The organism is Bacteroidales bacterium MB20-C3-3, from assembly GCA_035609245.1.
Taxonomy (GTDB): domain Bacteria; phylum Bacteroidota; class Bacteroidia; order Bacteroidales; family UBA932; genus Bact-08.
The window spans coordinates 599,097-621,244 of sequence record CP141202.1 but is presented as its reverse complement, the minus strand read 5'-3'; the positions used below and the strand labels follow the sequence as shown (position 1 = coordinate 621,244).

At 40.8% G+C, this 22,148-nt stretch carries 23 protein-coding genes; 19 read left to right on the top strand and 4 right to left on the bottom strand.

The genetic code is table 11. The annotated features are described in order from the left end of the window. Window positions 1-10: 10 nt before the first annotated feature. From tsaD to U5907_02735, 6 genes are all read left to right on the top strand, one after another. On the top strand, window positions 11-1,042 hold the full coding sequence (gene tsaD / locus U5907_02760) for a tRNA (adenosine(37)-N6)-threonylcarbamoyltransferase complex transferase subunit TsaD (GenBank protein WRQ33577.1): 1,032 nt from the start codon (window positions 11-13) through the stop codon (window positions 1,040-1,042). A 135-nt stretch (window positions 1,043-1,177) separates the two neighbouring features. After that, window positions 1,178-1,483 carry a transposase gene (locus U5907_02755; protein WRQ33576.1) on the top strand — a complete coding sequence of 102 codons (306 nt, stop codon included), beginning with the start codon at window positions 1,178-1,180 and terminating at the stop codon, window positions 1,481-1,483. A 50-nt stretch (window positions 1,484-1,533) separates the two neighbouring features. Further along, a complete protein-coding gene (locus U5907_02750; protein WRQ33575.1) occupies window positions 1,534-2,058 on the top strand; it encodes a DDE-type integrase/transposase/recombinase in 525 nt (174 codons plus the stop codon). Between the two features lie 9 nt (window positions 2,059-2,067). Beyond that, on the top strand, window positions 2,068-2,289 hold the full coding sequence (locus tag U5907_02745) for an integrase core domain-containing protein (protein WRQ34075.1): 222 nt from the start codon (window positions 2,068-2,070) through the stop codon (window positions 2,287-2,289). 29 nt (window positions 2,290-2,318) lie between these two features. Beyond that, window positions 2,319-3,398: a TonB-dependent receptor gene (locus U5907_02740; GenBank protein ID WRQ33574.1), complete on the top strand. Its 1,080-nt coding sequence runs from the start codon at window positions 2,319-2,321 to the stop codon at window positions 3,396-3,398. A 15-nt stretch (window positions 3,399-3,413) separates the two neighbouring features. Continuing rightward, window positions 3,414-4,916 carry a RagB/SusD family nutrient uptake outer membrane protein gene (locus tag U5907_02735; GenBank protein ID WRQ33573.1) on the top strand — a complete coding sequence of 501 codons (1,503 nt, stop codon included), beginning with the start codon at window positions 3,414-3,416 and terminating at the stop codon, window positions 4,914-4,916. Between the two features lie 69 nt (window positions 4,917-4,985). Here the strand turns inward: U5907_02735 and U5907_02730 are convergent, their stop codons facing one another. The 4 genes from U5907_02730 to U5907_02715 form a co-directional block, all read right to left on the bottom strand. Further along, window positions 4,986-5,516, bottom strand: a complete 531-nt coding sequence (locus U5907_02730) for an FKBP-type peptidyl-prolyl cis-trans isomerase (GenBank protein ID WRQ33572.1) — start codon at window positions 5,514-5,516, stop codon at window positions 4,986-4,988. A gap of 65 nt (window positions 5,517-5,581) precedes the next feature. Next, the gene (locus U5907_02725; GenBank protein ID WRQ33571.1) at window positions 5,582-7,006 is read right to left on the bottom strand and encodes a Na+/H+ antiporter NhaC family protein; all 1,425 of its coding nucleotides are present in this window, start codon (window positions 7,004-7,006) and stop codon (window positions 5,582-5,584) included. A 5-nt stretch (window positions 7,007-7,011) separates the two neighbouring features. Next, a complete protein-coding gene (locus tag U5907_02720; protein ID WRQ33570.1) occupies window positions 7,012-8,352 on the bottom strand; it encodes a TldD/PmbA family protein in 1,341 nt (446 codons plus the stop codon). A 1-nt stretch (window position 8,353) separates the two neighbouring features. Further along, window positions 8,354-9,775, bottom strand: coding sequence for a TldD/PmbA family protein (locus tag U5907_02715; GenBank protein WRQ33569.1), 1,422 nt, complete (start codon window positions 9,773-9,775; stop codon window positions 8,354-8,356). 66 nt (window positions 9,776-9,841) lie between these two features. Here U5907_02715 and U5907_02710 point away from each other — a divergent pair, with 66 nt between their 5' ends. Genes U5907_02710 through U5907_02650 form a run of 13 tightly spaced genes read left to right on the top strand, consistent with a single transcriptional unit; the run spans window position 9,842 to window position 22,103 of the window. Then, window positions 9,842-10,741: a WYL domain-containing protein gene (locus tag U5907_02710; protein ID WRQ33568.1), complete on the top strand. Its 900-nt coding sequence runs from the start codon at window positions 9,842-9,844 to the stop codon at window positions 10,739-10,741. A 56-nt stretch (window positions 10,742-10,797) separates the two neighbouring features. Further along, window positions 10,798-12,318: an aromatic amino acid ammonia-lyase gene (locus tag U5907_02705; protein WRQ33567.1), complete on the top strand. Its 1,521-nt coding sequence runs from the start codon at window positions 10,798-10,800 to the stop codon at window positions 12,316-12,318. A 1-nt stretch (window position 12,319) separates the two neighbouring features. After that, on the top strand, window positions 12,320-13,048 hold the full coding sequence (fabG, locus tag U5907_02700) for a 3-oxoacyl-ACP reductase FabG (protein WRQ33566.1): 729 nt from the start codon (window positions 12,320-12,322) through the stop codon (window positions 13,046-13,048). Window positions 13,049-13,054: 6 nt separating this feature from the next. Beyond that, on the top strand, window positions 13,055-14,272 hold the full coding sequence (locus tag U5907_02695; GenBank protein WRQ33565.1) for a beta-ketoacyl-[acyl-carrier-protein] synthase family protein: 1,218 nt from the start codon (window positions 13,055-13,057) through the stop codon (window positions 14,270-14,272). A gap of 19 nt (window positions 14,273-14,291) precedes the next feature. Continuing rightward, entirely contained in the window at window positions 14,292-14,552 is a 261-nt protein-coding gene (locus tag U5907_02690; protein ID WRQ33564.1) for a phosphopantetheine-binding protein, read from the top strand. Further along, window positions 14,530-15,426 (top strand): acyltransferase, encoded by an 897-nt coding sequence (locus U5907_02685; GenBank protein ID WRQ33563.1) that lies wholly within the window; start codon window positions 14,530-14,532, stop codon window positions 15,424-15,426. Before U5907_02690 ends, U5907_02685 begins: the two co-directional genes overlap by 23 nt. Further along, on the top strand, window positions 15,423-16,790 hold the full coding sequence (locus U5907_02680; GenBank protein WRQ33562.1) for a lipid biosynthesis B12-binding/radical SAM protein: 1,368 nt from the start codon (window positions 15,423-15,425) through the stop codon (window positions 16,788-16,790). Before U5907_02685 ends, U5907_02680 begins: the two co-directional genes overlap by 4 nt. Next, the gene (locus U5907_02675; GenBank protein ID WRQ33561.1) at window positions 16,766-17,212 is read left to right on the top strand and encodes a hydroxymyristoyl-ACP dehydratase; all 447 of its coding nucleotides are present in this window, start codon (window positions 16,766-16,768) and stop codon (window positions 17,210-17,212) included. Before U5907_02680 ends, U5907_02675 begins: the two co-directional genes overlap by 25 nt. After that, window positions 17,212-17,658 (top strand): acyl-CoA thioesterase, encoded by a 447-nt coding sequence (locus U5907_02670; GenBank protein WRQ33560.1) that lies wholly within the window; start codon window positions 17,212-17,214, stop codon window positions 17,656-17,658. The genes U5907_02675 and U5907_02670 overlap by 1 nt, the downstream gene beginning before the upstream one ends. After that, entirely contained in the window at window positions 17,640-19,376 is a 1,737-nt protein-coding gene (locus U5907_02665) for a beta-ketoacyl synthase N-terminal-like domain-containing protein (GenBank protein ID WRQ33559.1), read from the top strand. Before U5907_02670 ends, U5907_02665 begins: the two co-directional genes overlap by 19 nt. After that, complete coding sequence (locus U5907_02660) at window positions 19,366-20,553, top strand: beta-ketoacyl-[acyl-carrier-protein] synthase family protein (GenBank protein ID WRQ34074.1); 1,188 nt, start codon at window positions 19,366-19,368, stop codon at window positions 20,551-20,553. Before U5907_02665 ends, U5907_02660 begins: the two co-directional genes overlap by 11 nt. 3 nt (window positions 20,554-20,556) lie before the next feature. After that, window positions 20,557-21,426, top strand: a complete 870-nt coding sequence (locus U5907_02655; protein ID WRQ33558.1) for a beta-ketoacyl synthase chain length factor — start codon at window positions 20,557-20,559, stop codon at window positions 21,424-21,426. Continuing rightward, entirely contained in the window at window positions 21,423-22,103 is a 681-nt protein-coding gene (locus U5907_02650) for a polysaccharide deacetylase family protein (protein ID WRQ33557.1), read from the top strand. The genes U5907_02655 and U5907_02650 overlap by 4 nt, the downstream gene beginning before the upstream one ends. Window positions 22,104-22,148: the final 45 nt, after the last annotated feature.

Below are 22,148 nucleotides of genomic sequence, written 5' to 3'. Positions count from 1 at the left end.
AAATTTGAAAATGAGCATTACTATTCTGGGAATTGAATCTTCTTGTGATGATACCTCTGCAGCAGTTATCAGAGATGAATTTCTGCTTTCCAATGTTATGTCAAATCAGGATGTTCACATGAAGTATGGAGGAGTAGTCCCTGAACTCGCTTCAAGGGCACATCAGCAGAATATTCTTCCGGTAGTTGACAGTGCCTTAAAAATTGCAGGAGTAAAAATCCGGGATATTGATGCTATCGCCTTTACAAGAGGCCCGGGCCTGCTGGGTTCACTACTGGTTGGTACTTCATTTACTAAGGGTTTATCTATTGCAACCGGCATTCCGGTTATTGATGTAAACCATCTTCAGGGGCATATTTTATCACATTTTATAAAAGTTCCTGAAAAGAAGGTTAACACTCAGCCATCATTTCCATTTCTCTCTCTTTTAGTCTCCGGCGGGCATACTCAGATTGTAAGGGTTGAGAGCTACTCTTCATTTACTGTTATTGGCGAGACAATTGATGATGCAGTGGGAGAGGCATTTGACAAATGTGCAAAAATTATGGGGCTCGGCTACCCGGGGGGGCCTGTTGTTGACAAACTGGCAAAAGAGGGGAATAAGGTTGCTTTTAAATTTTCTAAACCCAGAGTTGATGGATTGAATTATAGTTTCAGCGGTGTCAAGACATCTCTGCTATATTTTCTGAGAGAGAGAATCGCTGAGGATCCTGCATTTATTGATAAGAATAAAACCGATTTATGTGCCTCTTTCCAGAGTACCTTAATTGATATACTTATGGATAAACTTGTCAAAGCTTCAGTAATGACAGGTATTAATGAGATTACAATTGCCGGAGGAGTCTCTGCAAATTCCGGACTTAGAGAGCGTATAATTAGTGAGGGGATTGAGAGGGGATGGAGAAGCCATATTCCTGAATTAAGGTTCACTACTGATAACGCCGCTATGATTGCAATAGCAGGATACTATAAATATATATCCGGGTACAGATCACCTCTTGATATTGTACCAGTTTCCAGGTCAATGGATTACCTTTTGTAGCTTCTTATTTCTCTTTTTTTGTCTGCAGACTATTTTATTTGTGTTAAGAAAAAAGATGTTTTGAATATTCAAATATAATACTCCCGCAAATTCAGACCACTGGGTAAATTTAATAAAATGATTAATTTTACTCGTATGAACACAAGCAGGAAAAAACACAGTGCCGCGTTTAAGGCGCAAGTAGCCATTGAAGCTATTAAGGAACAGGAGACTCTTAGTGATCTGTCTAAACGCTTTGGGATCCACCCGCAAATGATTTCAAACTGGAAGAGAGAGTTTCTCTCTCGCAGTCCTGAGATCTTCTCAACAAAAGCTCCAGATGAGGAGGCGGAAAGGAGAGAGCAGGCATTGTATGAAAAGATAGGAAGATTGGAAGTAGAGGTGGATTTTTGCAAGAGGGCCTTAGAAAAACTGGGGATACTGAAGTCCTCAAAAAAATAGTCTCTCCAGATTGTAAACTTAGTGTCCGCAGACAATGCGAACTGCTTGGTTTGAACAGGAGTTCTATTTATTATAAACCTGTTGAAGAAAGTGCCGAAGATCTTGATCTGATGCTCAAGATGGATAAGGAGTATCATCAATATCCTACTAAAGGAGTTCTTGGCATGGTAGACTTTATAAAGAAATTTGGCATATTGATTGGTCCCAAGAAAGTAAGAAGACTCCTTAGAAAAATGGGAGTTATGGCCATTTATCCAGGGAAAAATCTCAGCAAGTTGGGGATGGCAAAATACATTCATTCATACAAACTCAAAGGGTTAGACATAACACATTCAAACCAGGTTTGGTGCATTGATATTACATACATTCCAATGGAGCGCGGGTTTCTATATCTTACAGCAATTATTGATGTTTACAGCCGTTATATTGTTGGCTGGAATCTTTCCAATACTCTTAATGCCGAATGCACTCTTAAAGTTCTCAAGCAGGCTATTAAAGATTGTGGAAATCCAGAGATTATAAATTCTGACCAGGGATCGCAATTTACCTGCCCATTGTGGACAGAGTATCTTTAAGAACAAGGAATCACGATTAGTATGGATGGCAGAGGCAGGGCACTTGATAACATTTATATAGAAAGATTTTGGAGAACAATTAAACAAGAGTACATTTACATTTGGCCGGCTGTGGATGGAAACACACTTGTAAGTGGTATAAAGGAATACATGAACTATTACAATAATCAGAGAACCCACCAAGGTCTGGACAGAAAAACACCTTATGACTGGTATGAAATTGCAGCATAGGATTTAAACATAAAAAACATCCCCGGTGGTTGAAAGATGGGGAGTATTATAACTCTGCTGAGCCGGGCTTTATACAGTCAACAGTTCCAGGCAACCCTAACCTGAAATGGGAGACTACAGTTCAGACAGACATTGGACTTGAATTCAACCTTTTTGGAAATAGGTTAAGAGGTTCTCTTGATTGGTTCAACAAACAGTCTAAAGATCTGATTTTCTCTGTTCCACTTTCACCATCTACTGGTTATGTATCACAAGACAGAAACATTGGTAACCTGTTTAACAGAGGTTTGGAACTTGATTTGACTGGTGTTATATACTCATGCAAAAATTTTGAGGCAGCACTAAATTTAAACGCTACTACTTATAAAAATGAGATAACCAAGCTTCCAGAAGAGAACAGAGAGAGTGGAATAATCTCTGGTAATTTCAAACGAGTTGAAGGTGGTTCAATTTATGACTATTGGCTTCGTCAATGGCATGGAGTTGATCCTGATAATGGAAATGCACTTTATATATTTGATGATGCTCAGGTTTGGGCTGATACAGATTGTAAAACTCTTGCTGATGGTACCAAGGTTACTTCGAATCAGGCCAAAGCTAAATATGACTGGGCAGGAACAAGTATTCCTAAGGTGTTTGGTGCAGTTACCCCTTCATTTAAAATTTTTGGGGTTGATGTTTCTGTGCAGTTAAACTATTCAATTGGTGGAAAAGCTTACGATTATAACTGGGCCGCTCTAATGTCTACTGGTGGATTTGGTACTGCTAAAGCTGTTGAAATACTTGACAGATGGACAACTCCGGGACAGGTTACAAATGTTCCTAGAATGGACAACTCCAAAACTACTGCATTCAACGCAGCCTCAACAAGATGGCTTGTTAATGCATCATATCTTGCAATCAGAAATGTGAATATCTCATACAACTTTGGAGAGAATATTCTTAAAACCCTTAATGTGAAAGGTTTAAGAGCTTATATTTCTGCTGAAAATCTTGCACTATTCTCTGCCCGCAAGGGTATGAACCCTTCTCAGAGCTTTAATGGTGATGTATTCAACGATGTTGGATTCAACCGTACAGTAACTTTGGGTGTAAATGTTAACTTCTAATTCAGATTTTTTGAGATGAAAAAAATTAAATTATTTATATTGACGCTAGCTGCAGGTTTACTAATGGTACCTCAGTCCTGCTCAAAAGAGTTCCTGGAGACTGCACCTACAGACCAGCTTTCAGGAAATCTAGTGTTCAGCTCTGTCAAGGGAGCCTGGGGAGCCCTGAATGGTGTTCACAGAACAATGTACATACAATATAACAGTAGCCAGGCCCACGGGGGAATGGCCGGAATGTATTTGTATATTGATATGTTAGGTACAGATATTGTTTTTAACACAACCGCAAATGGATGGTTCAGAAGTGCTTACCAGTGGGTAGACCACAGAAATGACAGGTCTTCTATGGTTTTATACTGGACTAACATTTACAGAATGATGAGTAATATTAACCAAATAATTACTCAGATTGATGCTATTCCGGGAGCTGATGCCGAGAAAAAAGCAATTAAAGGGCAGGCTCTTACTTACAGAGCCTGGGGACACTTTATGTTGGTACAGCTTTATGCTCAAAGATTTGTTCCGGGTGGAGCAAATTCACATCCGGGAGTTCCGTATATGGAGACTGTTACATTTGAAGGTCAGAAAAGAAATACTGTTGCTGAGGTTTATGCTAAGATTAACACTGACCTGACTGAAGCGATTGCACTTTTGGATGGCTATTCAAGACCTAACAAGTCTCATATTAACAAATCAGTTGCACAGGGTATTCAGGCACAAGTTGCTCTTGTTCAGGGTAACTGGGCACAGGCTGCCACATCTGCAAATGCGGCAAGACAAGGTTACAGCTTTATGTCAGCCGCGCAGCACCTTGAGGGTTACAGCAAACAGAACAATCCTGAAAATCTGTGGGCATCTTATGTTCAGGAGGATCAGACAATGTACTTCTACTCCTTCTACGCATATATGTCAAATAACTTTAACTCTACGGCAATCCGTCAGAGTCCTAAGTCCATTAACAAAGAACTATATGACAAGATCTCTTCTACAGATATCAGGAAGGGCTTTTGGTATCCAAATGCAGTAGCAGATAAACAGCCGTTTGTTCAACCAACTGGTGTTAGATTTAATTATATGAACTCTAAGTTCCAGGCAGTTTCATCTGCTGATGGTAGAGGTGACTTCCCTTGGTTAAGAGTTGCTGAAATGTACCTTATCGAGGCTGAAGCTTTGGCAAGGCAAACCGGAAAAGAGGCTCAAGCTAGAGATGTCCTTTTCCTTCTTGCTAAAAACAGAGACCCTCAGTATACATTGTCTTCAAACAGCGGTCAGGCTCTTATTGATGAAATTCTTACGCAAAGAAGAGTTGAACTTTGGGGTGAAGGAAGAAACTGGACAGATCTTAAGAGGTTAAATCTTCCATTGGTACGCCCAACTGCTGCAAATGCAGGTCAGGGATCACATGTTGAATCTTTTGCAGTTAAGGTAACAGAACCTGCAGGAAGTAATAACTGGGTATGGATGATACCAAAGGCTGAGGTTGACACTAACAAAGAACTTGAGCAGAATCCTGCTTAACTCTTACGAATACAAAAAATTAGAGGATGGCAATTTGCCATCCTCTTTTTTTTCTATATACAAATTTGATTAGCAGCCGCTGCAACCTGAGCAGCTTCCGCTGCTGCAAGATGATTGAAGTTTTTCTCCGTATAAACCGCCAACTATCTCTTGCTGGGTAGCCTCGCGAACAGCTACTACAACTCCTTTAAAGTTGAGGTCTGCTCCTGCAAGCGGGTGGTTAAAATTCATTACAACTACATCATCCTTAACCTCATCAATTGTTCCGTTAAGTTTGTTCCCATCAGAATCCTGCATTGGAAGAACATTGCCAACTGTAAGCAGACCATCTTCTACCTTACCGTCAACCATAAACATATCTTTTGGGAGCTCAATTATTGCCTCTTCGCTAACCTCTCCATATCCTTCAGTTGCAGTAAGCATAAAATCAAAAGTGTCGCCAACCTCTTTGCCTTCAACATTTTGCTCAAACTTAGGAAGAAGATATCCTGTTCCAAAAATGAAGTCCATTGGTTTGTCTGATGTTACAGTTTCAACTACATCACCATCTACTGTTAGTGTATAGGATAGAGATACTACTTTGTCTTTACCGATTTTCATTATTTATTTAATTATGTGAATAGTTTGTTTTTTAATAAAAAAAATTGCTTTATGCAAAAATTATGCTAGAGTTTTCTCTTTATCTTATAGCCAATTGCAGCAACTATAAGAGTCATCAAAGGTGTCAGAAGATTGAAAAAACTATATGGAAGATAAGCTAATGTTGCTATTCCTAATACCCCTGACTGTGCAACACCGCAAGTATTCCATGGTACAAGTACTGAGGTAACTGTACCAGAGTCTTCCAGGGTTCTGCTCAACAACTGCGGCTCGTACCCCATTTTTTTATATGTTGATGCAAACATTTTTCCCGGCAGCAGAATAGCCATATACTGATCAGATAGTGTAATATTGCAGAACAGTGTAGTAGCAACAGTTGAACCCACCAGAGAGAATGTGCTTTTAACCAGTTTAACCATCCTTTCTGTTATAACCTGTATCATTCCGCTGGCCTCCATAGCCCCTCCAAAAGTCACCACGCAAAGTATCAGCCATACTGTATTTAACATTCCTGCCATACCTTTTGTTGCAGTAAGAGAGTTTAAAATTGCATCACCAGTCTCAAGAGAGACACTTCCATACATCATCTTTAATGATGCAACCAGATACATTACACCTCCGGCTCTTCCATCTCCGGCTATCTGGCTGCATAAACCGGGTTGAAAGAGGCAGGCAACAACTGCACCGGCAACTGCAGAAAGAAAAAGGGTAATAAATGGTGATACCTTTTTTACAATCATTGCAATAGTAAAAAGAGGTACAAGAAGCAGGAACGGGGAAATATTAAATATAGATGAAATTGAACCAAGATTTGCATCTACATTAACAGAGCTGTTAAGAGGCATCACAAATCCGGCTACAGTATAAATCACAAGGGAAATAAGAAAGGCAGGTGTAACAGTAATGAGCATATATCTTATATGGGTGTAGAGATCTACTTCTGCAACTGCGGCAGCAAGATTTGTTGTATCAGAGAGAGGCGAAAGCTTATCACCAAAATAGGCTCCTGAAATAATCGCACCCGCAAGCCACGGAGCAGGGATGCCAAGAATTTGCCCTGCCGACAGCATAGCCACCCCAATGGTACCCACTGTAGTCCATGAGCTCCCTGCCATTAGGGAGACAATTGAAGTAAGGATAAATGTAACAGTCAGAAAAACGGATGGGTGTATTAATTTCAGGCCATAATAGATCATTGCAGGAACAACCCCGCTAATCATCCATGATCCTGTAAGTGCCCCAATCATTAGTAAAATAAAAATAGCAGAACCTGTTTTGGAGAGATGATTCATCATCCCCTCCTCAATCTTCTTCCAGGGAATTTTTAGTATAACAATTGAGATTACAGCAGTAATGACCGTTGTAAGTAAAAGAGATATCTGAGATGTTCCTGAAGAGATCTCCTCCCCAAATATTCTGACTCCCAGAGAAATCATAGAAACCAGCACCAATATTGGTAAAAGGGAGAGGGCAAGTCCGGGTTTTTTCATATAGTTTAGTTTCCGTTAAATATTACAGATTCAAAAAAGAGGGTAGGGATCAGCCATCTGCTCGCTCTTCTTGGATCATCACCTGCCATTGCAAGGCGCTCCCAAAGGTCGATTATATTTCCGGTAATATTCATCTCTTTAATAGGATGAAGTATAATTCCGTTCTCAAAATAGAAGCCCTGAATTCCAAATGAGAAATCCCCACTTGAGGAGTTACTGTTGCCACCGTTGAATCCTGTTACAAAAATCCCTTTTCCGGAAAGATTGAGAATCTTTTCAAGATTGGTATTAGGAATATCACCCGGGAATTTACCGTCAGTTGAAACTGAGAGTAGTGAAGGCCCCTCAATTGTGGGTGTCATACCAAGCTTCCTGGCATTATATGTACTCAGATAATAATTTGTAACAACTCCCTTGTCCACAATATTCATAGACTTTGTTGCAATTCCTTCGCTGTCAAAGTATCGGGAGCCTTCGTAACCAAAAAGGTGAGGCCTGTCCATTATGAAAAGATTATCGGGAAAAACTCTCTCTCCAATTTTGCCTGAAAGAAATGAGTTTTTCTGATGAATTGCACCACCATTAAGGGCTGATATAATTGGAGAGACAACCCTGCTTGCTACGCTGTTCTCTAAAACCATGTTGTATTTTCCCGATTTCAGTTTTTTTGGGCCAAGCCTGGCAAGCGCACGCTCCATAGCTTTCGCTCCACACCCCTCTCTTTTTAAATCTTCCAGTTTCATTGAGCTCTCGTACCACCAGGCTTCAGGTCTGGAACCGCCTTTGTCTTTTACAGAGCACTCTGCACTCACGGTAAATGAAGTCTGGCATGATCCTCCGGAGAATCCTTCACTATCTGCCATATAGTATAATTCAAGGGTATCTCCGTATTCGCAGTTTGATGAAATTATCCGGGTATCTTTTCCGTGAATTTCTGAAGCACAGGCGAATGCAATCTCTCTCTTCTCTTCTGGAGTAATGTCATGATATTTTGAATCAAACTGACCTAAATCCTCCTCTTTTCCGTAAAATAGCAGCTCCCTGGGAGGGAGTATTCTGTCAGGATCCGGCGCAATTAATCTTGTTGCTTCAGCTGCTTTATTTATAAACTCTTTAAGTTCGTCTTTTTCTGTTCTGTTTGTTGAATAAAAACCGAATCTGCCATCTATAAAAAGTTGAATAAAAAGAGTAGATCCTGTTGAACTCTGGAGTCTGTCAAGCGTATTATTTCTTACCGAGAATGAACTTTGAACAGATATTTCTGCTCCTGCCCTTGTCGCATTGCATCCTGCAGCCTTTGTCAGCTCCAGTGCAATATTTACTATGTTTTTCAGATTCTCCTCCATATCAGGATACCCCTCCTACAGTAAGTTTGTTTACAAGTACTGATGGCATTCCGCAGGAGACAGCGCAGTATTGCTCTTTGCCACATACCCAGGTTCCATTATCAATAAAAGAGTTATCCGCAATACCTACAATATCTGCAAGAGCCTCCGGCCCGTTACCAATTATATTAACATCTTTTATTGGCCTTGTCAGTTTTCCTCCCTCTATCAGATAACCCGATTTTACAAAAAATGTAAAGTCTCCAGCTCCAATCTGAACCTGCCCGTTTGAGAAATTATTAACGAAAATACCTGTTTTTACTGATTTAATTAAATCCTCCTCTTTTGATTTTCCGGATTCCATATATGTTGCCCTCATTCTGGGCAGAGGCATAAATCTGAACGACTCTCTTCTCCCGTTTCCGGTAGGGGCGGTTTTGTAATATGAGGCACTTATTCTGTCGTGAAGATATGAGTTGAGGATTCCATCCTTAACCATATAGGTTTTTTGTGACTCTATCCCCTCATCATCAAAGGTAATAGACCCCCTGTTTGCAAAAATAGTCCCGTCATCCACTACAGATATATTCTCTGAGCATATCTTTTTCCCAAGTTTGTCGGAAAATATGGATGTCCCCATCCTGTTAAAATCGGCCTCAAATGCGTGCCCGATTGCTTCGTGAAGCAGTATTCCGGAGCTACCTGCTCCCATTACTACAGGCATCTCGCCACCAAGAGGTCTTCCGGCTTCAAAAAGCAGAGATGTTCTGGCAATTACTTCACCGGCCATCTCTTTTACCATCTCTTTAGAGAGCATCTCGTATCCCATCCTGAAGCTTCTGGATGAGCTGCTGTTTTCTGTTTTGCCCTCATGCTGCATTATACAGGTGACAGTAAGAGAAGCCATTGGCCTTTCATCTGATATAAGTAGTCCCTCTGAGTTGAAAAATAGAATTTTAGTGTTTGAGTCAGTTATCTTTGCAAGAACCTTGATAACCCTTTTGTCTGATTGAAATACAAGTGAATCCAGTTCAAGAAGTGTGGGAATTCTGTCAGAAAAATTTATCCCTTCCCATGGTATCTCCGCTCTGTACCTCTCCTTAAAAAGGGGAGATTTTATCTCTTCAGGTATACTCTTTACAATCCCTTGCGTCGCGATGGCGGCAGCAGTCCTGGCAGCTCTCTCCATCTCTTTCATAGTTGTAATCTCGGTGTAGGCGTATCCTGTTCCCTCTCCGCTTATAACGCGTATTCCAACGCCGTAGTCTATATGGGTGCCGGCTCCGTTAACCTCAGAATCCCTGAGGTTAAGTTCGTTTGATATACTGTGTTCAAAATAGATATCTGCGTAGTCGCCCCCTTTTGACAGCGCAACAGATAGCAGCCTCCTCAGTTCATCTGTAGTTACGCCGAAAATTGCCAACATCTTTTCTGTTTTGCTCATTGGCTCTCTTTTTGACAAAGTAACCTAAAAATGGCTAAATTAGCAAAATGAATAATCCCCAAACCTATGGATCAGCCCAAAATTGAACGACTTCTCAGAGTAATGCAACTTTTAACAGACAGGTCCAGAGTCTGTACTGTTGAAACTCTTGCACATTCGCTGGATATTTCACAGAGAACAGCATACAGGTATCTTGACACATTTGAATCTGCAGGTCTTTTGCTTGAGCGGGAGGGTGGCAGAATCTCTCTCTCTAGAGACTCGAAATATTTCAGAATGATATCTGAGCTTGCATATTTTAATAAAGAGGAGGCTTATATTATAAAGAGAGCTATGGAGGTCTTTGCTCCGGATAGTCAGGCTGTTCAGTCTGTTAAAAGAAAACTTGCCAATATCTATGACTTCTCAGAAGTTGCAACACTTTTAACAAGGCCCGGCCGTGAAAATGTAATAAGCAGCTTGCTCTTCTCAATCGCAGAGGAGAGGCAGGTCACTCTCAAAGATTATCACTCTATAAATACCAGGGGTGTAACTGACAGGCTGGTTGAACCCATCTCCTTCTCAGTGAATATGGTTAGTATATTTTGTTATGAGGTTTCAACCGGTTTGTGCAAATACTTCAGGGTTGAAAGGATAGGCTCTGTAGATGTTTCTGAAGTCTCCTGGCAGAACAAAGGGCAACACAGGAGTGTGGCTACAGATATCTTTAGGTTTTCCGGAGAGAGTCCTAAACCGGTTAAACTTAAATTAAGCATGGTGGCAGCAACACTTCTTACAGAGGAGTTTCCTTTAAGCGAACAGTATCTAACTCAGTTAAACGACAATGAATTTGTACTTGAGTGTGATTTGTTTGATTATCAGGGAGCGGCGAGATTCGTTCTGGGGTTGTGTAATGAAATCGAAATTATTGAAAGTGATGAATTCTTGAAATACCTTAATGAAAAACGCCTTAGCAGTAAGTTTTAATTATTTGCAAACGATTATTTTTTATAAATTTGCCAAATTAAAATGATTTGTAAACGGTGATAAATATATCTGAAGGACTAACATTCGAAAAGATTGCCAGAGCAGTCGAAGAGAATGAACTTGTAGAGCTGGGCGTTGAGGCGTCTGAAAGAATTTTACGGAGTTTTAATTTTCTTGGTTCATTTGCTGAGAAGAAAGTAATATACGGTATTAACACCGGTTTTGGACCAATGGCTCAGTACAGAGTTGACGACAATCATCTGAGGGAGCTTCAGTTCAATATTATCAGATCTCATTCATGTGGAGCGGGCAGGCCTCTTGACAATAAGTTTGTAAGAGCTGCAATGCTTGCAAGACTCGCAAATTTCTCAGAGGGTAAATCAGGGATTACAATACAGCTTGCAGAGCTCCTTGTAGATTTTCTAAACAACGAAATTTATCCGGTTGTTCCTGAGCACGGAGGAGTTGGAGCGAGCGGAGACCTTGTTCAGATGGCTCACATAGGACTGGCACTAATTGGTGAAGGAAATGTCTCCTATAAGGGGTTTGTTGTTCCAGCCTCAAAAGCAATGGAGGATTGCGGATTAAAACCACTTGAAATAAAAATAAGAGAGGGACTTGCAATAGCAAACGGGACCAGTGTAATGTCAGGAATTGCATCTGTAAATCTTTTTATGGCAGAAAAATTATTCAGATGGTCTCTTCTTGCATCTGTTATTATGAATGAGATTGCTGAATCATATGATGATTTTGTATCTGAACCTCTTGCTGAGAGCAGGCCGCATCCGGGTCAGGTTTATGTTGCATCATTAATGAGAGATCATTTTGCAACATCATCAAGGCTTAGAAAACGGGAGCACTCTCTCTATAATGGAAAGAATGATGAGCGAATATTTGAGCATAAGGTTCAGGGATATTACTCTCTCAGATGTGTTCCTCAGGTACTGGGCCCCGTTTATGACACATTACAATACGCGATTTCAACAGTTGAGAGAGAGTTTAATAGTGTATGCGACAATCCTGTTGTGGATCCTGATACAGGAAGTATATATCATGGCGGGAATTTTCACGGAGACTATGTAAGTCTTGAGATGGATAAGGTAAAAATTGCTGTAACTAAGCTTACAATGTTGGCAGAGAGGCAACTGAACTATCTGTTCCACGACAGAATAAACGGAATTCTTCCACCTTTTGTCAATCTTGGAACTCTTGGTTTAAATTATGGTCTTCAGGCTGCTCAGTTTACAGCTACTTCAACCACAGCCGAATCGCAGTCTCTTTGCATGCCTGTGTATATTCACTCAATACCAAACAACAACGACAACCAGGACATAGTGAGTATGGGGACTAACGCAGCTCTTATGACTGCTAAGGTTATTGAAAATGCATTCCAAGTGATGTCAATTCAGTATATGGCGCTTTTGCAGGCGATTGACTATCTTGAAATTAAAGATAAGATCTCTGTTGAGAGCAAAAAAGTCTATTCAGAGATCAGGGAGATATTTCCGCTCTTTGTGGATGACTCTCCATTGTGCGGAGATATTGAAAGGATTACTGATTATTTAAAAAATAATTAATATGAAATATGCTCTTGTTACCGGAGGCGCCAGGGGGATAGGTAGGGCCATCTCTTTAAAACTTGCAGAGATGGGCTATTTTGTTCTTGTTAACTTCCGCTCTAATAGTGATGCAGCGTTGGATACATTAAAGGAGATAAGAGAGAGGGGAGGAGATGCAGAATTAATGAAATTTGATGTCTCTGACAGATTGGAAACAGAGAGAGCTCTAAGTGAATGGAAGAGCAGAAATAACGATGCCACTGTTGAAGTGCTTGTAAATAATGCCGGAATCAGAAAAGATAATTTATTAATATGGATGGAGGCCGGCGACTGGAGTGAGGTAATTGACACAAACCTGAACGGGTTTTACAATGTTACCAGACCTTTGGTTAAGGATATGATGGTGAAGAGATATGGCAGAATAATAAATGTTGTCTCTTTGTCCGGAATAAAGGGCTTGCCGGGACAGACCAACTACTCGGCCGCTAAAGGCGGGGTGATTGCTGCAACCAAGGCCCTGGCCCAGGAGGTTGCAAAAAGAGGAATCACAGTGAATGGAGTTGCTCCAGGGTTTATTAAAAGCGACATGACAGCAGATCTGGATGAGGGGGCTTTAAAAAAACAAATTCCTGCAGAGAGATTCGGCAAACCTGAAGAGGTTGCCTCTCTTGTGGGTTTTCTTGTATCAAAGGATGCCTCTTACATTACCGGAGAGATTATTTCCATTAATGGCGGGCTTTATACTTAATTGAATATGAGTAGAGTTGTTATAACAGGAATGGGGATTTACTCTTGTATAGGTCAGGATTTGGATACTGTACTTGAGTCTCTTAAGAGTGGAAGATCAGGAGTGGGGATTGACCCTGCCAGGGAAGAGATGGGCTTTAGGTCATACCTTACAGGAATCCTTCCAAAACCTGATCTTACAAAAAGATTAGACAGAAGAAAAAGGCTCTCTATGTCAGAAGAGGCCTCATACGCCTATTTAGCGACAGAGGAGGCGCTTAAAAACGCAGGAATTGATGATGCATTTCTTAATTCCAGAGAGGTTGGGATACTTTACGGAAACGATAGCAGCGCTCAGGCAGTGATAGATGGGGTAGATATAATAAGGGAGAAGAAGAACACAACGCTTGTTGGATCAGGTTCTGTTTTTCAGTCAATGAACTCAACAGTGAGTATGAATCTCTCTGTTATTTACAGGCTAAAAGGTATTAATCTTACAATTGCGGGAGCGTGTGCCAGTGGTTCTCATGCTATCGGCATGGGGTACATTATGATAAAGAATGGTCTCCAGGATTGCATTATATGTGGAGGAGCCCAGGAGGTGAATGCTTATGCCGTATCAAGCTTTGATGGTTTAAATGCCTTTTCAGTAAGAAATGATAAGCCACAGGAAGCATCAAGACCATTTGATGCTGAGAGGGATGGCCTTGTTCCAAGCGGAGGAGCGGCAAGTTTGGTGCTGGAGAGTTACGAGTCGGCCATAAAAAGGGGTGCCCCTATTCTTGCAGAAATTACTGCCTATGGTTTCTCCTCGAATGGAGATCATATATCTGTTCCAAATATTGACGGACCAAGAAGATCTCTGGAGATGGCACTTAAACAGGCCTGCCTTAATCCTTCTGATATTCAGTATATAAATGCTCATGCTACTTCAACTCCTGTTGGTGACTTTAATGAAGCAAAAGCAATCTCTGAGGTGTTCGGAGATTTGAGGCCATATGTGGGTTCAACCAAGAGTATGACCGGCCACGAGATGTGGATGGCAGGTGCAAGTGAGGTAGTCTATTCCATTTTAATGATGCAAAACTCATTTATAGCACCAACAATAAACTTTGAAAATCCGGATGAAGCATCGGAAAAGCTTAATATTAACAATAAGATAGTTAACTTTGAGTTTGAAACATTTCTCTCAAACTCTTTTGGCTTTGGAGGAACTAATTCGTCGCTCATTATTAAGAAATTATAAGTAATAGACCTAAACTAAGATGATAGATCAAGCCCTTATAGAAAAAATAAACAATGTACTGGCAGAGGAGTTTGAAGTAGATATTGAAACAATTTCACCTGAGGCTCCCCTGATGCAGACCCTTGATCTGGACAGCCTGGACTTAGTGGATATGGTGGTTCTCATTGAGCATAACTTTGGCTTTACGGTCGTTGCCAAGGATTTTGTTGGTATTAAGACCTTCAATGATTTTTATCACTTTATCAACAACAGGTTAAATGAAAAAGGGGCACCCGAATGATTGGAATGGAAAATCCCGTGGCGGAGCAGCCGGATACCTTATCTTTGTATTTCTGATAAAAAGATTTGGTCTCGGGGCAGCTTATGTATTACTTTCATTTGTTGCTCTCTATTTTATTCCCTTTGCACCCTCATCAACAAAATGGGTCTGGTTTTATTCCAGACATATATTGCATAAAAGCAGATTAGCCTCCCTTAAGTTTTTGTATCTTAATTATTTCAATCTTGGTATTGCTCTGATTGATAAAACAGCGGCATCTTCAGGATTGTACAGTAAATTCACTTTTCTTTTTGATGAACCTGATGATGTGAAGGAGATATTGTCCGGAGATTCAGGAGCATTAATAATTGGAGCCCATTTTGGTAATTGGGAGGTGGGTGCGCCATATTTTGGCAAATATGGAAAAAAGATGAGCGTGGTTATGATGGATGAAGAGTATAGAAATATTAAATCTATTCTGGATAGAGAGAACAAACTGGGAGCCTTCTCTGTAATTCCGGTCTCTGAAGACTCTCTGGATCATATATTTCATATACGAGATGCAATTTCAGGCGGCGGGTATGTTGCCATGCAGGGTGACAGGCTTACACCTAATGGTAAAAATATGGAGGCAAAGTTTCTTGGACAGGGAGCGCATTTCCCTTTGGGACCATTTGTTCTGGCATCAAGAACTGATTCTCCGGTGATTTTTTATTTTGCTGTCAGGGAGGGTTTTAAAAAGTACAGATTCATTTTCAGGCTGTTCAAAGGAGATGAGATGAGCAGAAAGAGGGGTGGTGAGAGGATTATCCTCAATGCCTATGTGGATGAGCTGGAGAGGGCAGTAATTTCTGCTCCGGAACAGTGGTATAATTTTTATAAATTTTGGCTATGAGAGAGATTAAAAGATTACTCTTTATCTCTGCAAACAGACTTGCAGACCCCTATCCGGTTTACCCGATAGGATTATCATACCTTCAAACCTATCTCAAAGAGAGGGCTCCGTGGATTGAGACAGAACTGTGTGATATGAACCTGACAGATATTGAAGGGTTGAAAAAAAGGATAACCGGGTACTCTCCGGATTATATTGGAATCTCTTTTAGAAATATTGACGGGGCAAACTCTCTGGACAGAACAAGTTTCATCCCCGGTTACAGTGAAATTGTCAAAGCAGTAAGGGAAACATCGGATTCTCCGTTAATTATCGGTGGAGCAGGATTCTCTGTATATCCCGAGATTCTTTTTAAAATTCTCTCTCCTGACTATGGTATTGTTGGTGAAGGAGAGGAGAGTCTAAGGTTACTGCTTGAGGCTATAGAGAGTGGAGGGTCAAAAGATGGAATTGAGGGGCTTATCTCTGCCGGTACATCCGGAAAGGTGCAGCATCCTCACACAAAGTACCTCAGCTCTCTTAATTTATCGTTTGATGAAAGGCTCTCTGATTTTTACTGGGAAAAGAGCGGGATGCTCAATATTCAAACAAAAAGAGGGTGTTGCTACAATTGTATTTACTGCTCTTATCCAATAATTGACGGCAGAAAAGTAAGAACCCTTGATACAGATCTTATCGTAGATACTTTAGTTAGGCTCTATAAAGAGAAGGGTATAAACTATGTTTTTTTCACAGATTCGGTTTTTAATATCCATAACAGTTATAATGCCGAACTGGCAGAGAAAATTATTAAAAGTGAAATAAAGATAAACTGGGGGGCCTATTTCTCACCTCATAATCTCACAGATGATCTTATGGGGCTGTTCAGAAGATCCGGCCTCAAACATATTGAATTTGGCACTGAATCTCTATGTACTGAGCAGATGCACAGATATGGGAAAAATTTCTCATTTGATGATGTTTTATTCAGCTCAGAATTATGCCTTAAACACAATGTTTTTTATGCGCATTTTCTGATTCTTGGAGGAATTGGTGAGACTGATAAGACGCTGAGGGAGACTATGGAAAACTCGTTGAAGATAAAATACTCCGTTTTCTTTCCCTATATTGGTATGAGAATTTACCCCGGAACTCCACTTCAGAGGATGGCTATTGCAGATGGGAAGATATTGGCAGAGGATACTCTGCTTGAACCAACCTATTATTTGTCAGATGATTTTAATCTTGCAGAGTGCAGAAGGATGGCAGCAGAGACAGGTAAGGCGTGGATATTTCCGGATGATCCACTTGCGGATGATATTGAGAGAATGAGAGTTGTTAAGAAGAAAAAGGGATTAATATGGGAGTATTTGAGAAAGCCGTAGTATTTGGAGAGCAGATGGTTGAACTTATTCCGCAAAGAACTCCTTTTGTGTTTGTTGATGCTTTTTACGGGGAGAACAATACCCTCTTTCAGGCTGGTTTTACTCCGGATGAGGGTAACTACTTTGTAGTGGATGGATATCTTACCGAGCCGGGAGTTATTGAGCATATGGCGCAGTCTGCCGCTGCTTCAAGCGGATGGAGTTACAGGGAGAGAGGGGAGAAGATCCCTGTTGGTTTTATTGGTGCAGTTGCCGATTTTGAATTGAAGTATTTACCAGTCTGTGGTGCAGAGATAAGAACAAACATAAGATTCTCAGGAGAGTTTGGGGGTATATCACTGGTGGAGGCTGAGAGTTTTCAGAATGGTGAGACCTTTGCAAAAGGTAAACTGAAGATATTTATTGATAAAGAAAAGGAATAATGAGAAAAAACAGAGGTCTCAACAAGCCTGCGCTTATTCACAGGCATAGAATTGAGATTAGGTTCTCCGAGGTTGACTCTATGAACATTGTCTGGCATGGCAATTATGTAAAGTTTTTTGAAGATGGCAGAGAGTCATTTGGAAAGCACTATGGTATTGGTTATCTAGATATTTACGCAGCAGGATATACCGCACCTGTAGTGGAGTTGCAGTGTGCATATATTCAGCCTTTAAAATATGGTGATTCTGCTGTAATAGAGACCAGATTCATTAATCTCCCCTCAGCTAAGGTAAGGTTTGAGTATGATATTTTCAGAGAGAGTGATAATACATTAGTTGCAACGGGATTTTCCATGCAGGTTTTTCTTGATAAAGATGGTAATCTGGAGTGGAATAACCCCGAATTCTACCTAAATTGGAAGAGAAAATGGATAAAGGAAGAGTAACAAACAGGGCATATATCGTATCTGACTCAATTCTCTCTCCGTTAGGTTTGGGAACCGATGAGAATATGAGAAGGGTCTCACTCTATCAGTCCGGGGTGACGGAGATTGATGATAAATCACTTTACTCATCTCCCTTCATGGCTGCAAGGATAATTGATGATTCTAATGCCCTTAATGTTGATGGAATTCCTGATGATGCAACTATTCTGGAAAAGAGAGTAATTGCAGCTGTGTACAATGCCTCTTCATTGCTCTCTTCAGATAAAGGTGATGAAATTCTACCCCGTTCCCAGCTAATCTTTGCTACAACAAAAGGCAATATTGATGTTATTTCAGGTATTGAAGAGGATTTAGATCAAAGGGCATTTTTGGGATACAGTGCAAAGAGAATAGCCGGATGGCTTGGGATGGAGAGGGAGCCGATAGTAATTTCCAGTGCCTGTATTTCCGGTGTCAATGCAATTATAGAGGGCTCAAGGCTGATTGAGAATAATTTATCTGATAATGTAGTAGTTGTAGGAGCTGATCTCCTGACAAGATTTGTTATCTCTGGGTTTGAATCTTTTAAATCTGTTAGCTCTAAGATTTGTCGTCCCTATGACATAAACAGAGATGGGCTGAATCTGGGAGAGGCTGTGGGAGTAGTCATACTCTCATCTGACAGGGGTTTGTGCAGAGATTCAGATCCTGTGATAGTAGAGGGGGGGGCGATTACAAATGATGCAAATCATCTCTCTGCTCCCTCCAGAAGCGGAGATGGCCTTGGCACAGCTATGATAAGGGCAATGGAGGATGCCTGTGTGTCACCTGAAAATATATCATTTATAAATGCTCATGGCACATCAACCCTTTATAATGATGAAATGGAGTCTAAGGCAGTCCATTTTGCATCTTTGCAAGATGTACCTGTACAGAGCCTGAAACCTTTTTTTGGTCATACACTGGGTGCCTCAGGTGTGGTGGAGGCTATTGCATCGGCCTGGCAAATCAGAAACTCGCTGCTTTTTGGGACTCTGGGATTCAGCGAACCGGGGGTTCCTATGGAGCTTAGACTAACTGCTCACCATAAGGAGTTGCCCTTGTACAGATGTGTAAAGAGCGCTTCGGGTTTTGGAGGATGCAATGCAGCAATTGTGATGGCTCTTGAGTCATCTTCTGTAAATAAATACAGATCAGGTGCATCCGGGTGGAGGGAGATTGCCGCTTTTGAACTTAGTGGTGACAGCGATTTTGATACTGTTATCCGTGAAAAATATAAGGAGCTTGATATGAAAGATATTAAGTTCTTCAAAATGGATGGTATGTCAAGACTTGGGGTGATTGGAGCTGCTTCACTCCTGAGAATTGCCGGAGATCTGTCTGAAACAGACCCTTTTAATATTGGTTTTATGCTTTCTAATAACTCCTCATCTCTTGAGACTGATATAAAACATCAGAAACTTATTGATCAGGGGGGAGATCTTGCCGCCAGTCCTGCAGTTTTTGTTTACACCTTGCCAAACATTGTTATTGGGGAAATTTCAATTAGAAATAAATTCAAAGGGGAGAATCTTTTCTTTGTAAGTAATAATATGAGAGAGGAGTCTCTTTTTGATTACCAGCTTAAACTGGCAGAGAGTTCCAGACTTGAAATGGTAGTGTGTGGATGGTGTGAGTATCTCCGGGGGAGCTATGATCTCTCTTTTAAACTCTTCAAAAGGGAAATTTATGGTAAATAATGTCTATGTTGCAGGTTTAGGATGCATCTCTGCACTGGGTTGTGGAGTAGGAAAGCAAATCGAGTCTCTTGTTTCAGGGGAGAGTGGCATTGTCCCTTTAACTCTTTTTGAAACTATGCATGAGGTTGTAGCCGGTGAGGTGGCTTTATCAAATACAGAACTTAGTGAAATGCTGGGATTATCTCCCGGAAAGGAGTATTCCAGAACTACTTTGCTGGGACTTACCGCAGCAAAAGAGGCGCTGGAAGATTCTGGTCTGAACCCTTCAGAACACAGAATCGGTCTTATCTCTGCTACCTCTGTAGGTGGTATGGATGTCAGTGAGCAATTTTACAGGGAGTACCTGCCGGACAACAGAAGAGGAAGATTGAGGCAGCTTATAGGACACGATTGCGGGGCATCAACTCAGTTTATTTATGACCATCTTGGCCTTAACAGTTTTTGTACAACAATTAATACAGCCTGCTCTTCTGCTAATAATGCCATAATGCTGGGAACCAGAATGATTAAGGCTGGTATGCTGGATGCTGTAATTGCAGGTGGCACAGACGCATTATGCAGATTTACAGTAAATGGGTTTTCATCGTTGGGTATTCTTGACAGCAAAAACTGCAGGCCCTTTGATGCAACCAGAGAGGGGCTGAATCTTGGAGAGGGGGCAGGTTATCTATTGTTGGTATCTGAGAAAATTATGAGTGTTAAAAGGTACAGCAGGGTAGCTGGCTATTCAAATGCAAATGATGCTTTTCATCAAACAGCCTCTTCTGCAAGTGGTGAGGGTGCCTATATGGCAATGAGCGGAGCTATTGAGATGAGTAATATTGATAAATGTGACATTGGGTATATCAATGTTCACGGAACAGGAACTCCTAACAACGACTCTTCTGAAGCAATAGCAATGAAGAGATTGTTTGGGGATAAAATACCCCCTTATAGTTCTACAAAGGGATTTACCGGACACACTCTTGGAGCAGCAGGCGGTATTGAGTCACTCTTTACCGTTCTCTCAGTTTACGGGGGGTATATATGGCCAAATCTAAACTTCTCAGAGATGATGGATGAGTGTGATGTTCCGCCTCAAACAACTCTTAAGAGAGGGGTGCACATCCGATCTGCGATGACTAATTCGTTTGGCTTTGGAGGGAATTGTACTACGCTAATTTTTGATAAGGTTTAGATTATGAAGATAGATACAAATCTTGTTATACACGGAGCAGCCGGAGTCTCTTCAGTTGAGCCTGATTACAAGGAGTTTATCCTGGATGCAGGTTTGAGAAGAAGGATGAGCAGGGTGATACGGATGAGTGTTGCAGCTGCAATAATGACACTTAAGGATGCTGGTATTGATAAAATTGATGCAATAGTTACAGGGACAGGATGGGGTTGCCTTGCCGATACTGAAAAGTTCCTTATATCAATTATACAGAATCAGGAGAGACTGCTTAACCCATCTGCCTTTATTCAAAGCACTTCAAATACGGTTGGTGCTCAAATTGCGTTAATGAGGGGAGATAAACACTATAACAGTACCTATGTTCACGGGAGCAGTTCTTTTGAATCTGCTCTTTTTGACTCTTCGCTTTTGATAAACGAGGGAAAAGGATGCGTTTTGACAGGTGGTTTTGATGAATTAACTCCAACCAAAAGTCATCTTCTGGGCAGAATGGGTATGTGGAGGCATAATAAAGGGGGAGAGGGGGCTGCCTTCTTTCTGCTCGGCTCTTCTCCGGAGGGTAATATCAGGGGTATAATTAGATCCATTGAGATATTCCCTATGCATTACAGCGAAACAGAGATTTTTGAGTCTCTAATCTCCGTGAGGGATCTCGATGCTCTTTATATGTGTGGAAATGAGGTAATAAGGGGGTTATTAGAGAGTGAAGGGTGTAAAACTGAAAATTACAAAGAGATTACAGGGGAGTACCCGACAGCTTCTGCATATGCTCTTTTAATAGCATTGGAAAGGCTATCTTCAGGATCATGCTCCAAAGTAATTTTAGTGAATAAATATGTTAAGGATCCAGCCACACTGATTGAAGTTACAAAATGATATACCTTCTGATAGTAATTGTTACTCTGGTTCTCTCCTTTCTGATTACTGCAATTTTCAGAATGGATATGGGTATATATCTAAGATCCTATTGCAGGGAGAGAAACGAGGGGATGAAGAGTGTTATGCTTACATTTGATGATGGTCCTCATCCGGATTATACTCCAATGGTTCTTGATGTTCTAAGGGAGAGAGGTGTAAAGGCAGTTTTCTTTCTGATAGGTGAGAATGCAATTGAGAATCCTCAGATAGTAAGAAGAATTGCAGATGAGGGGCACATGATAGGTATACACTCATTAAGACACACTCCGGAATTTACCATATCATCAAAAAAGCTGGTTAAAAGGGATCTTAATGCTACAATAAAAATTCTCGAAGAGTTGACAGGTGGGAAAATTAAACTATTCAGACCTCCATATGGTGTTACTAATCCATCAATAGGAGGAGCAGTTAAAGATTTGGGACTTTTAAGCGTAGGCTGGAGTTTGAGAAGCTTTGATACAATTGCTGACTCAGACACAGAAAAGGTTATGGAGAGGATTAAAAGGGGGATGCACGATGGAGCAATTATTCTTTTGCATGATCGTCTGCCTTTCAGTGCAAAACTAATTGAAAAAATACTTGATTATTTAGAAACAACAGGATATGAGGCAAAATTGTACAGGAGGGTTTTATAGATTAATATTATTAACTGCTATAGTTTTAATCACAAATGTAAATAC

Coding starts and splice junctions, on each gene's coding strand:
- tsaD (WRQ33577.1), top strand. CDS start 11: ATGAGCATTACTATTCTGGGAATTGAATCTTCTTGTGATGATACCTCT.
- U5907_02755 (WRQ33576.1), top strand. CDS start 1,178: ATGAACACAAGCAGGAAAAAACACAGTGCCGCGTTTAAGGCGCAAGTA.
- U5907_02735 (WRQ33573.1), top strand. CDS start 3,414: ATGAAAAAAATTAAATTATTTATATTGACGCTAGCTGCAGGTTTACTA.
- U5907_02730 (WRQ33572.1), bottom strand. CDS start 5,516: ATGAAAATCGGTAAAGACAAAGTAGTATCTCTATCCTATACACTAACA.
- U5907_02725 (WRQ33571.1), bottom strand. CDS start 7,006: ATGAAAAAACCCGGACTTGCCCTCTCCCTTTTACCAATATTGGTGCTG.
- U5907_02720 (WRQ33570.1), bottom strand. CDS start 8,352: ATGGAGGAGAATCTGAAAAACATAGTAAATATTGCACTGGAGCTGACA.
- U5907_02715 (WRQ33569.1), bottom strand. CDS start 9,775: ATGAGCAAAACAGAAAAGATGTTGGCAATTTTCGGCGTAACTACAGAT.
- U5907_02710 (WRQ33568.1), top strand. CDS start 9,842: ATGGATCAGCCCAAAATTGAACGACTTCTCAGAGTAATGCAACTTTTA.
- fabG (WRQ33566.1), top strand. CDS start 12,320: ATGAAATATGCTCTTGTTACCGGAGGCGCCAGGGGGATAGGTAGGGCC.
- U5907_02695 (WRQ33565.1), top strand. CDS start 13,055: ATGAGTAGAGTTGTTATAACAGGAATGGGGATTTACTCTTGTATAGGT.
- U5907_02690 (WRQ33564.1), top strand. CDS start 14,292: ATGATAGATCAAGCCCTTATAGAAAAAATAAACAATGTACTGGCAGAG.
- U5907_02685 (WRQ33563.1), top strand. CDS start 14,530: ATGAAAAAGGGGCACCCGAATGATTGGAATGGAAAATCCCGTGGCGGA.
- U5907_02680 (WRQ33562.1), top strand. CDS start 15,423: ATGAGAGAGATTAAAAGATTACTCTTTATCTCTGCAAACAGACTTGCA.
- U5907_02675 (WRQ33561.1), top strand. CDS start 16,766: ATGGGAGTATTTGAGAAAGCCGTAGTATTTGGAGAGCAGATGGTTGAA.
- U5907_02670 (WRQ33560.1), top strand. CDS start 17,212: ATGAGAAAAAACAGAGGTCTCAACAAGCCTGCGCTTATTCACAGGCAT.
- U5907_02665 (WRQ33559.1), top strand. CDS start 17,640: ATGGATAAAGGAAGAGTAACAAACAGGGCATATATCGTATCTGACTCA.
- U5907_02660 (WRQ34074.1), top strand. CDS start 19,366: ATGGTAAATAATGTCTATGTTGCAGGTTTAGGATGCATCTCTGCACTG.
- U5907_02655 (WRQ33558.1), top strand. CDS start 20,557: ATGAAGATAGATACAAATCTTGTTATACACGGAGCAGCCGGAGTCTCT.
- U5907_02650 (WRQ33557.1), top strand. CDS start 21,423: ATGATATACCTTCTGATAGTAATTGTTACTCTGGTTCTCTCCTTTCTG.